This window comes from Akkermansiaceae bacterium, assembly GCA_017798145.1.
Taxonomy (GTDB): Bacteria; Verrucomicrobiota; Verrucomicrobiia; order Verrucomicrobiales; family Akkermansiaceae; genus Luteolibacter.
In genome coordinates, this window is record CP059069.1 from 1,036,234 (window position 1) to 1,051,182 (window position 14,949).

At 61.6% G+C, this 14,949-nt stretch carries 12 protein-coding genes; 7 read left to right on the forward strand and 5 right to left on the reverse strand.

All coding sequences use genetic code 11. From position 1 onward, the window contains the following. Positions 1–37 precede the first annotated feature (37 nt). The 4 genes from HZ994_04350 (at position 38) to HZ994_04365 (ending at position 4,809) form a co-directional block, all read left to right on the forward strand. Complete coding sequence (locus tag HZ994_04350) at positions 38–328, forward strand: DUF4212 domain-containing protein (protein ID QTN31586.1); 291 nt, start codon at positions 38–40, stop codon at positions 326–328. A gap of 25 nt (positions 329–353) precedes the next feature. Beyond that, a complete protein-coding gene (locus HZ994_04355; GenBank protein ID QTN31587.1) occupies positions 354–2,180 on the forward strand; it encodes a cation acetate symporter in 1,827 nt (608 codons plus the stop codon). A gap of 92 nt (positions 2,181–2,272) precedes the next feature. Then, a complete protein-coding gene (locus HZ994_04360) occupies positions 2,273–3,199 on the forward strand; it encodes a sugar phosphate isomerase/epimerase (protein ID QTN31588.1) in 927 nt (308 codons plus the stop codon). Between the two features lie 35 nt (positions 3,200–3,234). Further along, complete coding sequence (locus HZ994_04365) at positions 3,235–4,809, forward strand: hypothetical protein (protein QTN31589.1); 1,575 nt, start codon at positions 3,235–3,237, stop codon at positions 4,807–4,809. Here HZ994_04365 and HZ994_04370 read toward each other — a convergent pair. Next, positions 4,799–5,644: a hypothetical protein gene (locus tag HZ994_04370; GenBank protein QTN31590.1), complete on the reverse strand. Its 846-nt coding sequence runs from the start codon at positions 5,642–5,644 to the stop codon at positions 4,799–4,801. The genes HZ994_04365 and HZ994_04370 overlap by 11 nt on opposite strands. A gap of 66 nt (positions 5,645–5,710) precedes the next feature. Between HZ994_04370 and ispG the strand changes: the two genes are divergently transcribed. Genes ispG through HZ994_04385 form a run of 3 tightly spaced genes read left to right on the forward strand, consistent with a single transcriptional unit; the run spans position 5,711 to position 8,253 of the window. After that, positions 5,711–7,495 (forward strand): (E)-4-hydroxy-3-methylbut-2-enyl-diphosphate synthase, encoded by a 1,785-nt coding sequence (ispG, locus tag HZ994_04375; protein QTN31591.1) that lies wholly within the window; start codon positions 5,711–5,713, stop codon positions 7,493–7,495. A gap of 3 nt (positions 7,496–7,498) precedes the next feature. Beyond that, positions 7,499–7,780, forward strand: coding sequence for an ATP-dependent Clp protease adaptor ClpS (locus HZ994_04380; GenBank protein ID QTN31592.1), 282 nt, complete (start codon positions 7,499–7,501; stop codon positions 7,778–7,780). After that, positions 7,777–8,253 carry a hypothetical protein gene (locus HZ994_04385; protein ID QTN31593.1) on the forward strand — a complete coding sequence of 159 codons (477 nt, stop codon included), beginning with the start codon at positions 7,777–7,779 and terminating at the stop codon, positions 8,251–8,253. Before HZ994_04380 ends, HZ994_04385 begins: the two co-directional genes overlap by 4 nt. Here HZ994_04385 and HZ994_04390 read toward each other — a convergent pair. From HZ994_04390 to HZ994_04405, 4 genes are all read right to left on the reverse strand, one after another. After that, positions 8,243–8,914 carry a hypothetical protein gene (locus HZ994_04390; GenBank protein ID QTN31594.1) on the reverse strand — a complete coding sequence of 224 codons (672 nt, stop codon included), beginning with the start codon at positions 8,912–8,914 and terminating at the stop codon, positions 8,243–8,245. The two genes, HZ994_04385 and HZ994_04390, sit on opposite strands and share 11 nt — an antisense overlap. A gap of 22 nt (positions 8,915–8,936) precedes the next feature. Continuing rightward, positions 8,937–9,824 (reverse strand): tyrosine recombinase XerC, encoded by an 888-nt coding sequence (locus HZ994_04395; protein QTN31595.1) that lies wholly within the window; start codon positions 9,822–9,824, stop codon positions 8,937–8,939. 87 nt (positions 9,825–9,911) lie between these two features. After that, positions 9,912–12,356: a DNA translocase FtsK 4TM domain-containing protein gene (locus HZ994_04400; GenBank protein QTN31596.1), complete on the reverse strand. Its 2,445-nt coding sequence runs from the start codon at positions 12,354–12,356 to the stop codon at positions 9,912–9,914. A gap of 131 nt (positions 12,357–12,487) precedes the next feature. After that, complete coding sequence (locus HZ994_04405; protein QTN31597.1) at positions 12,488–14,932, reverse strand: circularly permuted type 2 ATP-grasp protein; 2,445 nt, start codon at positions 14,930–14,932, stop codon at positions 12,488–12,490. Positions 14,933–14,949 lie beyond the last annotated feature (17 nt).

The following is a 14,949-nucleotide window of genomic DNA, read 5'->3' on the forward strand; positions in this document are numbered from 1 at the left end:
CATTTAGACCATTGGGGGAACCCGAAACCCATTCCCCATGAGCAAGCTACCCACCGAACAGGCGATACGACTTTACTGGAAGGCGAACCTGAAATGGCTGGCCATCCTCCTCTCCATCTGGGCTTTCGTCTCACTCGGCTGCGGGATCCTTTTCGTCGATTTCCTCGATAGGTTCAAGCTGCCCGGCAGCAACCTCAACCTCGGCTTCTGGTTCGCACAGCAGGGCAGCATCTACTGCTTCATCCTGCTCATCGTCGCCTATGCACGTATCATGAACCGCCTCGACCGCGAATTGCTCGAAGGCACCGGTGCCGAAGAAGGCTCCTAAAACATTTTTCCAAAAAACACCCATCATGGACGTAACCACTTGGACCTATATTTTCGTCGGGCTCTCATTTGCCCTCTACATCGGCATCGCAATCTGGACACGTGCCGGAAACACCGGCGACTTCTACGTCGCCGGTGGCGGGGTTCCGAAAATCGCCAACGGCATGGCCACGGCGGCAGACTGGATGAGCGCCGCCTCCTTCCTCTCCATGGCCGGCCTCATCTCCGTGATGGGGCGCGATGGCGCCGTCTATCTGATGGGCTGGACCGGCGGATACGTGCTGCTCGCGCTGTTGCTCGCACCATACCTCCGCCGCTTCGGGAAATTCACCGTCCCGGATTTCATCGGCGACCGCTACGATTCCTCCACCGCCCGCGTTGTGGCAGTGTTCTGCGCAATCTTCGTTTCCTTCACTTACGTCGCCGGGCAGATGCGCGGCACCGGCGTGGTGTTCTCGCGTTTCCTTGAGGTGGATGTGAACACCGGCGTCATCATCGGCATGGTCATCGTCCTTTTCTACGCAGTGCTCGGCGGGATGAAAGGCATCACCTACACCCAGGTCGCGCAGTATTGCGTGCTGATCTTCGCATACCTCGTCCCGGCGATCTTCATCTCCATCATGCTCACGGGAAATCCCATCCCGCAGCTCGGCCTCGCCAGCAATGCCACGGGTGAAACCATGGGCCTTGTCCAGAAACTCGATGGCCTCAGCAAGGAACTCGGCTTCGACCAATACTCAACCGGCCACAAGCCGATGATCGACGTCTTCGCCATCACCCTGGCGCTCATGGTCGGCACGGCTGGCTTGCCGCACGTCATCGTCCGTTTCTACACCGTGAAAAAAGTCAGTGACGCCCGCAAGTCAGCCTTCTGGGCTCTGCTTTTCATCGGCATCCTCTACACCACCGCCCCGGCCATCGCCGTCTTCGCCCGCACCAACTTGCTCGGCACCGTTTCCGAAGCCACTTACACAGAGCTGCCTTCGTGGTTCAAGAAATGGGAGAACTCCGGACTCATCGCATGGGTCGATAAAAACGCCGACGGGAAAATCACCTACAACGGCAGCGGTGAGGCCTTCAAAATTCACCCCACGAAAACCAAAGTGGAACCGGTGTTCGTCGAGAAAGGCTCGGTCAATGAAAAGGGATTCTCAAACGAACGCATCCTTTACAACGAACCCACCGACAACTCGAACGAGCTCTACGTCGATCCGGACATCATCGTCCTCGCCAATCCCGAGATCGCGCAACTCCCTGGCTGGGTGATCGGCCTCGTCGCCGCAGGTGGACTCGCCGCTGCCCTGTCCACCGCCGCAGGTCTGCTGCTGGTGATTTCCACCTCCATCGCCCACGATCTGGTGAAACGGACTCTCAACCCATCGATCTCCGACAAGGCCGAACTGCTCCTCGCCCGGATCGCGGCGGGTGTGGCCGTGGTCGTCGCCGGATACTTCGGGATCAACCCGCCAGGTTTCGTCGCACAGGTGGTCGCATTCGCCTTCGGCCTTGCCGCCGCGTCCTTCTTCCCTGCCATCGTGCTCGGCATTTTCACGAAACGGGTGAACCGCTTCGGCGCAGTCTCCGGTATGGTCGCGGGCATCGTTTTCACCGGTGCCTACATCTGGTACTTCACACTGGCACCGACAGGGATGCGCGGCGATCCGAAAGACTATCTCTTCGGCATCTCGCCCCAAGGCATCGGATCCATCGGGATGCTCATCAACTTCGCCGTCGCCATCACCGTCTCCCTCTTCACACCGCGCCCACCAAAGCATATCGAGGATCTCGTGGACGGCATCCGCGTGCCCCGTGCAGCCTTCGGGAAGGTCGATGCCGGCCCCAGCCACCACTGAGCCGGACTCTCCACCATCGTTTCTCATCAAGGATCAATGACCCCTGATTCTTCTTCATTGAAAGTTGATGCCTGAAGGCTGAAGGTTTCCGTGTGCTTGCCTTCTCAACCTGCTGGAACAACAGCCGCCACACCGAGGGCGAGGCGATGATCCAGGAAATCCTCGAACTGGGGTTTTCCAACATCGAGCTATCCCACGGGATGACCGTAGCCAAGCTTCCTGGCATCCGGAAGGCCCATGAGGGCGGCATGTTCACATGCTCCGGGGTGCACAACTATTTCCCCTCCCCCGTGGAGGTGATGATCGATGCTCCGGATGCCTACGAGTTCACCTCCCACCGCCCCTTCGAGAGGAAACGGGCGATGGACATGACACTCAAAACCCTGGAACTCGCCGCTGAATTCAAGGCGCAATACCTTGTCCTCCACATGGGCTCCGCACCGATGAACCCCGCGAAGTTCACCAAGCCCCTGACCAAGATGGTCGCCGCCGGGCAGCAGCGGGAACCGTCATACATCAAGAAGAAGATCGCCTTCATCAAGAAGCGCGAAAAGCTCGCCCCGCTCTACTACCGCCGCGCCACCGAAGCCCTCGAAGAGCTCGCCCCGAAGGCCGAGGAATACGGGGTGAAGCTTGCCGTCGAGTCACGCTCCCGCTTCGAGGACATGCCCAACGAGCGCGAAATGGTGATGCTCCAGGAGCACTTCAAGGACAACCCGTGGATCGGATACTGGCACGATTTCGGCCACGTCCAGCTCAAGCACAACCTCGGACTGTTAGACCACCACGAATGGCTCGCCACCATCGCCCCGCACATCATCGGCGGCCATGTCCACGACGTCCAATGGCCCGCCCGGGATCACCGCACCCCTTTCACCGGCAGCCTCGACTACGATTCCATCCTCCCGCGTTTCCCTGAAGAATGCCCCCTAGTCTGGGAACTCAGCCCCACCCGTGAGGCTGAGGAGATCAGGGATTCGCTCACCGTCTGGAAACACAAGTTCCCGGAGCGCCGGTAAATCCGACCAAGTCACGCGCCCACTATCCGTCCCGCATGAAACAGGCCGTCATCGCATTCGCCATCCTCGGCTTAAGCGCCTTCTTGCCATTGCTGGACCCACCGGATTTCATCATCGCACTCTGGCCCGCCGTGTGCGCGCTGGTCGTCATCACCATCACCCGCCATGCCTCCCTGGGCCTCGGCAGCGGGGTGGCGGCGGGCGCTTTGCTCATTCATCACGACAACCCCGCCGGTGCGCTCAGGGCGATCTTCGCGGACTACATTTTCCCCTCACTCGATGGATCTTGGCACGTGGGCGCGATTATCTTCACGCTGCTGCTTGGCGCCTTCGCGGGCCTGCTGGAAAAATCCGGCGGCTTCGACACCATACTCGCACGACTGGTCGCCAAGGCGAAATCCCCGGAAAAACGCCTGCTCGGAAGCGTGTATCTCATCGGCTTGCTATGCTTCTTCGACGGCCTTGCCAACAGCCTACTCACAGGCCGCATCGCCCGACCCTTGGCCGACAGGACCGGCGTTTCACGCGAAAGGCTGGCGTGGGTGGTTGATTCCACCTCGTCCCCGGTGGCCTGCGTGGCCTTCATCTCCACCTGGATCGCGACGCAGCTGAGCCTGATCCAGCAAGGGCTGCAGGACGCGACCTTTGCGGTGGAGCCCTACTCGCTGTACTTCCAGTCCATCCCGGCGAACCCCTATTGCCTGCTCACCCTCATCCTTGTCCCGCTCGCCATCTTCCTGAACTACCAGCCGCAGGCCATGAGCCGCTATCTGCCGCAGGCTCCGGAAACAGGAAAATGGAACGGGCAGGATGAGGCTTCCCCAAAACATGCGGTGATCCCACTGCTCGCCCTGGTGGTTGGGATTTTCGCTGCCTTTCCCTTGCTTTCCTCACCGATGACAGACCCGCTGTCCATGCAAGGCTGGCGCGAGGCTTTCAGCGGCGATGCCGGACCCTATGCGCTGGTTGCGGGCAGCCTCTTCGGGCTGGCTGTGGCATGGGCGATGTATCCGAAAAACCGGAACATTTCAGCGGGCGGAGCCGCCTACCACGGTGCCACAAACCTGCTCCCCGCACTCATTATCCTCATCCTCGCATGGTCGCTGGGAAATGTTTTCTCCGCCCTAGGTGCCGGGGATCAGCTCGCAAAGCTCCTAGCCGGAGGCTTCCGCGTGGAGTGGCTGCCGCTGGCTGTCTTCGCCGCTGGCTCACTGATGGCATTCGCCACCGGCTCCTCCTGGGGGACGATGGGCTTGCTCATGCCATTGGCATTGCCCGCAACACTCGTTGCGGCGGGCTCCGCCAGTCTTCCGCCCGAAGAACTGACCACGCTCATTCCCATGATCATCGGTGCGGTCTTCGGCGGTGCGGTCTTCGGCGACCACTGCAGCCCGTTCTCAGACACGACCATCGTCAGCGCCATCGCATCCGGCTGCGAGCCGACCGCACACGTCCATTCGCAGCTGCCGTTCGCAGCCCTCGCCGCAGGGTTTTCCGCAATCGCCTACGCGCTCATGGCAGGAGGAATCCATGCTGGGATCTCCACCGGGATTGCGGCACTGCTGATGTGCGCGGCAATCTGGATGCTTGCGAAAAAAATCACCCCTTAGCCACTTTCCAGGCTGTGAGCCACTGCGTTTTCACCCGCACAAATCCCCTCTCCAGCAGCCTCTTCTCCATATCCGGGAAATGCGCGGCGCCATAGAAGATCCCAATCTTCTTCCCGCCCTTCGCAATCTCACGATCCAGCACCTCCATGCACTTCGCATTGCGATCCGTGATGATCACGTTTTCCCCGGCCATCGCATCGATCTGCTCGCCACCCTGCGCCATCGTGTGCATCACCTCGAGCTTCACGAGATCGGGGCGACCGGTGAGAATGCCCCGCATCAGCCGCATCGCATCGGGATCCTTGGTTGGCTTTTCTGCATTCATCCCTGCCTGGATCATGAAGCCCAAAATCGACTCACCCCGCTCCTTCTGCAGCGCCTCGAACTCCTCCATCGTCAGATCCGCATGCACGAAGTTCTCCGCGAAATAATCGATCTGCGATCCCTGCCCCGTCAGCCCCAGCGCTTTTTCCATCGATTCATAAAGTGTCCGCAGGCCTGCGAGTTTGTTCTCCCCTTCTTGCTTGTCGGCTTCCCGCTTATTCTTCCCTCCTCCGAGGCGCTCCCCCCCTACCATTTCAAAAAGCAAGACCCCGTAACCCTCGAAACGCTTGTTGAGGAACTGGTAGTATCCCTTGTCTGCAATATGGATCGCCCCGATCAGATCCACGTGGCCCCCATCCTTCTCGTAACCGAAAACTGCCGTCTGGAGCTTCGCGGAATCATCCGTCTCCTTCACCCGGATGAACTCCCCGGCAAGCCCCTCATCACCCACACTTACAAGCATCCCCGCAACCATGGCGGCAGTCCGCGCCCAAGACATCGTGATCTTCATGCGACCATTATCGCACCGTATCCCGTCATTGCCCACGGAAAATTTCCGGTCTATCCTCTCCCGCCCATGAGCGACCACGCGACCCTTTCCTATTGCCCGGATCTCCTTAGCTATTTCCGCAGGAGGACCCGCGAGGTCATGGTCGGGCACGTCGGCGTCGGCGGTGAAAACCCGATCCGCGTGCAGTCGATGATCACCTCCGACACCCGCGACACCCCCGCCTGCGTCGCGGAAGTGCTCGGCCTCGCGGAGGCTGGTTGCGAGATCGTACGCATCACCGCCCAGACGAAAGTCTATGCCGCGAACCTCGAGAACATCGCCCGCGAAGTCCGGGCCGCCGGTTGCCAAGTCCCGCTCGTCGCAGACATCCATTTCAAACCGGACGCCGCCATGGAAGCCGCGAAATGGGTCGAGAAAATCCGCGTGAACCCCGGCAACTACGCGGACAAGAAAAAATTCGAGATCCGCGAATACTCAGATGACCAATATGAGGCGGAGCTGGAGCGCATCCGCGAGCAGTTCACCCCGCTCGTCCATCTCTGCAAGGATCTCGGGCGCGCGATGCGGATCGGCACCAACCACGGCTCCCTCTCGGACCGCATCATGAACCGCTACGGCGACACACCATTGGGCATGTGCGAGAGCGCCCTGGAATTCGCCCGCATCGCCCGCGACAACGGTTATCACAATTTCGTCTTCTCCATGAAAGCCTCCAATCCGAAGGTGATGATCGAGGCCTACCGCCTCCTCGTCGCCCGCCTGGACACCGAGGGGCCGGACTGGAACTACCCCATCCACCTCGGCGTCACCGAGGCTGGCGACGGCGAGGACGGGCGCATCAAATCCGCGATCGGCATCGGCTCCCTCCTCGCGGATGGCATCGGCGACACGGTCCGCGTTTCCCTAACCGAGGACGCCATCCATGAGATCCCGGTCGCACAGGCATTGGCCGCCGCATTCAACTCGAAAACCGGCACCCCATCCGGTTCCTCCGACCTATCCCCTTCCTATGACCCTTACACATACGAAAGACGCGGAAGCTCTCCCATCACCATCCAAGGCCATGAGCTTGGCGGGGACAAAACCGTCCGCGTGTTCACCACCCAGGAACGCTGGAACGCCCTCGCCCACAAGATCGCGAACATGGGCGACTTCAAACCGGAGATCATCTTTGAAAAATCCGGTGCACTTGAAATCGATCCACGTGACCAAGCCGCCATCTCGGCGCTGAACTCCGAAACCGAAGCACGTCTCATCACCGTCCCGGACGGCATGGCCATGGAACCGATCCATGCATTCCGCATGCTTGCCTTCAAGGCCGACCCACGGCATCCTATCCTCCTCAAGGACACGCTCGATCCGCCCACCGGCGAAACCGATTTCCTCCGCGCGCTGCTGCCTGCGGCACAGAACATCGGGTCGCTCCTCTGCGACGGCATCGGCGATGCGATCCTGGTCCGTGGCGAAACAGCCCCCGGCCAGTCCCTCCGCCTCGCCTACAACATCCTGCAGGCCGCAGGAACACGGATTTTCAAGACAGATTACGTAGCCTGCCCGTCCTGCGGGCGCACGCTTTTCAACCTCCAGTCCACCACCCAGAAAATCCGCGCCGCCACCGGCCACCTCAAGGGCGTGCGCATCGCCGTCATGGGCTGCATCGTAAACGGCCCCGGCGAGATGGCGGATGCGGACTTCGGATACGTCGGCGGCGCACCGGGCAAGATCAACCTCTACGTCGGCAAGACCGCCGTGAAATTCAACATCCCGGAAGCCGAAGCCGTCGAGCGCCTCATCGACCTCATCAAGGAACACGACAAGTGGATCGCCCCGACCGAACCAGCCCCAGCCTGAACCATGGCAGACACCACCACCCTCACGGAAACGGACACCAACGTCTCCACCCAGCCCCCATGGAACGTCATCGTGCACGACGATCCCGTGAACCTCATGGCATACGTCACCTTCGTACTGATGAAAATCTTCGGCTACAACGAGAAGGTCGCCACCACCATGATGCTCCAGGTCCATCACCAGGGGCTTTCCATCGTCTGGTCCGGGGAGCTGGAGAAAGCGGAGTTCTACGCCCAGCAACTCCAGTTCCACCAGTTGAAAACAACCCTTGAGAAGCACGGATGAACATCGCACCCACCATCGAGGGCGGCCTGCGCATCGACCCGCAGACCGCTGAGGACTGGCACATCATGCGCTCCATCGTCCAGGATGCCAACAGCCACGGCATCGACCTCGCGAACCGCCTCGGAGGTCTCATCACGGAAGAAACGATCGCCGAGGACTGGCAGGACATCGTCGTCCCCGACCTGCGCGAGATGTTCATGGACGACCTGAACCACATCCACGCGGCCATCGAGGCGGCGGCGGCCTTTCCAAAGGACGGGGAGAACCCGATATTCATCACGCGCGAAGACGCCTTCACCTGGTACAGCTCGCTCAACCAGGCAAGGCTTGCCCTGGAGGAAAGATACCGCTTCGGATCCGATCCGGAATCAGATCCCGCGAACCTCACCCCCCTGCGCCACGAAGCCCTGATCCGCTCCCATTTCTACTGTGCGCTCCAGAGCTTCATCCTCAGGCACGCGCTCAGTCCCTGAAGATCGTCCGGTAGAATTCCTCGGCCGTCACCTGGTTGCCGTAGCCACCCGGATGGCTGCCGTCCTCATGGAAAAGATCCGCCCCGCGACCGGCCAGGAACTCGCGCTCCCACGCATCGCCCGCTTTCACGATGAGGATTCCACCGCCGTTCCTTGAGGCGGACAGGTAACCTTTCCGCACCCTCTCGTTCATCGCATGGAAATCATCGCCCGCAATCTCCGGATCCCCGTCCAACCGCCCCCATGTCTGATAGAGCAGCGGCACCGCTCCCAGGGCACGCGCCTCGCTCGCAAAGAACTGCACGCCGGGATCCATCACCGCGCGCCGCTCGCGCTCCTTGCGCGACGGATTCTTGCTGTAGTCCTGGATCACAACCACATCCCACCCGCCTTCGCGCAATTTCTTCAAAGTCCCCGGATTCCGCGAATGCCTCAAAAGGCTCCACCCGCTGAATGTCGAGTGGCCGATCCTGACATCCTTGCCCTTCGCCGCCGCAAGCTCCCCGAACGCCTTTGGCACCCCGAAGCTGTAGCTGTTGCCCACGAAAAAAACGGACAGCTTCCCATCCTCGGCCAACGCATCCAGCTTCTCCCTCTCGCCGGTCACCGGAGGTAACACGCAACCGGACAAGCCGAGGAAACCGAGGATCTTCGAAAGCATGGTCAGTCTGCGGATAATCTCATTACGCACGTGGATGGGCTTCGTCATACACCTTCTTCAACCGTTCCTTGGTCACATGCGTGTAGATCTGGGTCGTGGAAAGCGACGCATGGCCGAGCAATTCCTGTACCGTCCGCAGATCCGCGCCCGCGTCAAGCATGTGCGTCGCGAAACTGTGGCGCAACTTGTGCGGGCTTACCCCGAAAGGGATCCCGCTCATCTTCAGATATTTTTTCAGCATCAGATCCACCGCTTGCTGGGTGATCCTCGTCCCCCGCACACTCCGGAACAGCGGCCCGTTGGAAACCGCGGCCTCCTCCCGGTATTTCCGCATCGCGCGCATCGCCGCGCCACCGACAGGAACCATCCTCTGCTTGCGCCCCTTGCCCTCCACCTTCACCACCTCGTCGATGAAATTCACATCCCTCACATCAAGGCCGAGCAACTCGGAAATCCGCAGGCCGGAGGAGTAGAAAAGCTCAAGGATCGCCGCATCGCGGTATTTCAGCCACGGCGAGCCATTGGTGGGCGCTTCCGATTTCAGCGGCATTTCCAGCAACTCATCCATCTGCCTGATGCTCAGGACGACAGGCAGCCCGCGCTCCAGCTTCGGCACCTGCACTCCCGCGACCGGGCTTTTCTCCAGCCCCCTGCGCAGCACGAGGAACTTGTAGAATGACCGCAGCGCGGCGAAGCGGAGGCGGATCGTCGTGCGCTTCAGCCCCTTCTTCATAAGAGCGTAGAGATAGTTGCGGAAATCATCCACGCCTTCCTTCCGCCAGCAGTCGAAGGCCGCCCCACGCCATTCCACATACCCGGCAAGAGCCGCATCATAGTTCCGCAACGTCAGCGGCGAGGCGTTCTTTTCCGTCTCCTGGAAGCGGAGAAAATGTGCAACGTCATTGGTCATAAAATTCAAATTTCAAACAGGGGGCATGCCGCACCTTCCGGGAAACACCGCACCACGACACTTGCCTGAAATTTGAGTTTTGAATCTTCATTTCAGGAAAACCTCACGCGCCTTCGCGCCCTCGCCGGGGCCGACGACCCCGCGCTGCTCAAGGATATCCACCATCCGCGCCGCCCTCGTGTAGCCCAGGCGGAGCCTGCGCTGGAGGAGCGAGGTGCTTGCTTTCTGCTCCTGCCTCACCACCTCGATGCACCTGATGATCAGCTCCTCGTCCGCATCGGAGATCTCCTCCTCATCGTCCATCCCGGCCGCGTCGATGGTTTCGCGGATGTCGTTCTCGTAATTCGGCTTCGCCTGCCTCGCGCAGTGATCGACGATGCGCTCCACCTCGGCATCGGAAACGAAAGCGCCCTGGGCGCGCTCCAGCTTCGCCGAGCCGGGCGGCAGATAGAGCATGTCACCCTTGCCGACCAGCTTGTCAGCTCCCTTGGTGTCGAGTATGACCCGCGAGTCGAGCGCCGAGGAAACCTGGAACGCGATCCGGCTCGGGATGTTCGCCTTGATGATCCCGGTCACAACATCCGCGCGCGGCGTTTGGGTCGCGATAATCAGGTGGATGCCCGCCGCACGAGCTTTCTGTGCGATGCGCGCAATGCACATCTCCACATCCGCAGGAGCCGTTTGCATCAGATCCGCAAGCTCGTCGATCAGGACAACGATATACGGGAAACGATCCGGGATCTCATCCTCCTCGATCTCCAGCTCCTCGAAATCCGCCTCCGGACCCAGGTCGCCGTCTTCCAGGGCGGTGGCGATCTCCTCGATGTCGTCGAGGTTCACCTCCGGCTCCTCCGCCTCGGGCATCTCCGCAGGGGCGGCCTTTTCCTCACGCGGGCGGTTGTTGTAGCCATCGAAGTTCCTGACCCCCATTTTCGCGAAAATCTTGTAGCGCTTCTCCATCTCGTTGACCACCCACTTGAGCGCGGCCACGGTCTTCTTCGGATCGGTCACCACCGGCACGACCATGTGCGGCAGCTTGTTGTACATCTGCATCTCCACCACCTTCGGATCCACCATGATGAAGCGCAGCTCGTCCGGGCCGAACTTGAAGAGGATCGATGCGATGATGGAATTGATGCATACGGATTTCCCCGAGCCGGTCGCACCCGCCACGAGAAGGTGGGGCATGGCAGCGAGATCGCCGATGACGGTTTTCCCGTAAACGTCCTTCCCGAGCGCCAGCGGGATTTTCTTTTTCGCGGAGCGGAACTCGGGATCGTGCAGTAGCTCATGGAGCGGCACGGCCACTTTGTTGGAGTTCGCGATCTCGATGCCGACCGTGTCCTTGCCGGGGATGGGTGCGAGGATGTTGATGCGCTCCGCGCAGGTCGCACGGGCGAGATCCGCCTCCAGCTGTGAGATCCGAGAAACGCGCAGGCCCGTCGATGGATAGATCTCATAGCGCGTGATCGTCGGGCCGCGGGTGATGTCCCCGGCCGTCACCTCGATCCCGAAGGCTTTCAGCGTCTCTACGATGGTCGTCTGGATTCCGAGAAGTTCCTGGTGGTTCGCCGCCTCCGCCTCCACCTCCACCGCATCAAGGAGATCGAAGCCAGGCAGGTCGTAGTCCTCGAAGCCGGAAACCGACAGCGACTGGTGCCCGGGCTTTTTCCGCTCGAATGGCTTTGCGCCCGCCTCCATCGGCCCGGTGGAGCGGCGCTGCGAGGAGTCGATGATCTGGGGTGCAGGTGTCTCGCGCATCGGCAGTTGCTTCTGGCCCGGCTCGTCGGTTTCGGCGGCCTTGAGCTTGGCCAGCTCGCGCTCCAGCCTGCGCTGTTCGCGCTGGCGCTCGCGCTCGTTGAGAAGCTCCTTCTCGCGGGCGGCCGCGCGGCCTGCCTCGGTGCGGCTTTCCTTCCAGGCATCGTATCTCGCCTTGAGCAGCCGGTGGCAGCCGCGTGCGAAATCAAGCGGCCTCTGGCCGGTCAGCCAGATCAGACCAAGCAGATAGGCGAGGCTGGCCACCGCAATGGATCCCGGTTTCCCGATCACCGGCATCATCAGGAAACCCCCAACCGTATTCCCGAGCACCCCACCCGGTCGGCCGGGAAGATTGCAGCGGGCCACCCACTCTCCGAAAAAAATGCCTGCGGCATGAAGCCAGACCGCCCCGGCTAGCAGCACCACAGCCAGACCCAGCGCCATGCGCGGCCAGATCCTGCCGCGAAAAGCCAGCTTCATCACCCCGAACCAGATGAACCCGATCGCCAGCATCCAGCCTGCCGCACCGAGGATGAGGATCTGCAAGAAGGCCAGCACCCCGCCCACCGAGCCGAGCCAGTTGTCGCCGCTGGCACCGCTTTTGTCGGCGAAAGGCTCAAACATCCCCCAATCCGGCAAGTCCGCCGGGCTGAAGGAAAGCAGGGAGAGCAGCAGGATCAGCCCGCCGCCCATCCAGCTCACGCCCGCGATCTCCGTGGACCATTTCTTTGGCTCCTCCACATCGCCGCGCTTTTTGTTCACTCGGTTCGCCATCGTTTCTCGTCCCCCCACAGCATCCCCTGCCGCACCCCCGAGGGCAAGATTGTTTTATCTACCCGAAATACCCGGAAATCCAAAGCACTTCCGAATTTCAGCGTTTCGGTTTTCGGAGCTTCATTGTTTGCCTAGTAGACCCTGCGCACCGAGTGGCTGAAGTAGTGCTGGGTCAGCAGGTCGGAAAGACCGGCGAGGGATTCCACCAGGCCGTCGAGGGTGGCTTCGTCCGGCTGGATCCCGGAGGAAAGCAGCGCATCGAGCTCCACCACCCTTTCCATGATCCTGGGGAAAAGCCCGAAGCTCGGCTCGCCCGGGAAACGGTCCGCCTCCTGCCTGAGGACGGAAACCTGGAACGCAACGGAGCGGGGGTTGCTGTCATCCCTGAAAAGGAGATCCACCACGCCCGGCCATTCCGGCCTTGAGAAGTAGCGCCTCCGGTAGGTCATCACGCTGTCGCAGATCTCGATGAGCGGCTCGAGCATGGATTGGTCGGAAACGGCGGTGCGGAGCAGGTTGAGCACGGCCAGCCCGCGCTCGATGCGCCGCCCGGTCTCCAGGAAACGCCAGCCCTGGCCGCGTATCATGTTCTCCGCCTGCATCCCGGAGAATGCGGAAAGGTGTAGCAGCATCCTATCCAATGTCCGCAGCAGATCCGCCGCCCGCGGCACCCGGCTCGCGCTGTCCACGATGCCCTTGAGCTGGTTGAAGAAAATCCACGTATCGTCGGAAAGCCTATCCCTCGCGCTCGCCGCATTCCCGATGAGCGAATCGACGAGGTTCGCCAGGCTGCCTGGATGCTCCTTTGCGAAAATCAGGGTGGAAAGCTGCTCCACGGATCTCATTTTCCCGACCTCCTCGCCCAGCAATGCGCTGCCCTCCAGCAGCCGCACGCAGGCATCGAGCTGATCCCTTTGCCTACGCCCGCTCTCACCCTCGATGCAGCGCAGCGTCACCCGCAGCATCCGCGTCACGCTCTCAACCCTCTCCGCATACCTGCCCACCCAGAAAAGCTGCTCCGCAATCCGGCTCGGCACCTCCGGAGTCATCCCCAGCCTTTCCCCGGAGATGGGGCGATGGATATCCACGCTGCCCGCCGCAGAGGCCGTCCCCGTCAGCCAAACATCCTTGGTGAAACCCTCATGATCCGGCCACAGCTGCGGCGGCACGCCGATCTTTCCGACCCGCGCCAGCCCCCCCGGCAGCACCACCGGACCATCGCGCCCGTTCAGGCAAAACGTCCGCCAGATCAGCGGCCTGTTCTGCACACCGCGCCCCTGCATGGATGGCACAAGGCTCGGCGACATGTCGCGCTGCACCACGAAATCCCAAGGCCTCTGCACGATCTGCCCCATCCACTGCCTCCTCGATGCGGCGATCAGCGTGCTCCACCTGATGGGCAGGAGCCGGTCTTTCCCGAAGGCGGAGAGCAGGACGAAACCGTTGAGATCGTTTGCCACCCTTTCGCGCACAGCCTGCTGCCCCAGCCACCAGCTCTCGACGAAGGGCAGCTGCAGCTCCTCGCCGAGCCACTCCCGGCAGATCAGCGGCAAAAACGCCTGCAATGCCGAAGATCCCGCAAAGCCGGAGCCCGGAGCATTGAGCAGCGCCACGTTCCCAGACCGCCACGCCTCGATCAACCCCGGCACCCCGCCGCCGCCGGATGTCCAGAACTCCAGAGGATCGATCCCATCCTCCTCCAAGCGGCTCAAGACCCCGTCCACCCTCCGCAGCCCGCCGAGGGTTTTCAGGAAAAGCCGCCGCTCACGAACCGTCAGATCCGCCGCCTCCACCAGGGAAATCCCTAACAGCCGAGCCTTGTAGGCGTGCTCGAAATACGACGGATGATGATAGCCCGGCGTCAGGAAAACCACATTGGAAACCCCGCCCCGGCTCGTCTCCAGGCCTTGCAATGCGGCGTGTTCCGCATCGAAAAACGGGCGCAGCTTCGCCACCCGCGAGCTCTCGAAGAGATCCGGCAGCACCGAGGAAACCACACTGCGGTTCTCCAAGGTCTGCCCCAGCCCGCCGGGCGTGTGGGTGTGATCCCTCAGCACCGTCCAGACACCGTTCGGCTCGCGCACCAGATCGCAGCCGCTCACCAACAGCCATTTCCCCCCCGCGGGATGGATGTCGCGGGTCGATTGGTGGAAGGCCGGGCTGGCATGGACGAGATCCGGCGGCAACAGGCCGTCCTTCAGCAGTCGCCGCGGGCCGTAAAGATCCTCCAGCACCGCCTCCAGCAATTTCATCCGCTGCGCCAAGCCCTGCGCCACCGTTTCCCACTCCCGCCACTCCAGGATGAACGGGATGGGATCGATCTCATACGGCTGCCCCGCACCTCCGACATCTCGATAGACGTTGTAGGTGGTGCCGAGGTCTTCGAGCATGCGTGCGGTTTCCTCGACCAGCGACCGCTTCTCATCCGCCGTCCAGCGCTGGATCCTTGCGGACATCTCCGCCCAACACGGCCTCACCCGCCCCTGGGGATCCAGCAGCTCGTTCCACACCCCGGCTGGGGCTGCCTCGGCAAGCACCGCACCCATCGCCGGGGAAAATCTCTGCCGCTGATTCATCTGCGCCGAATGAATCA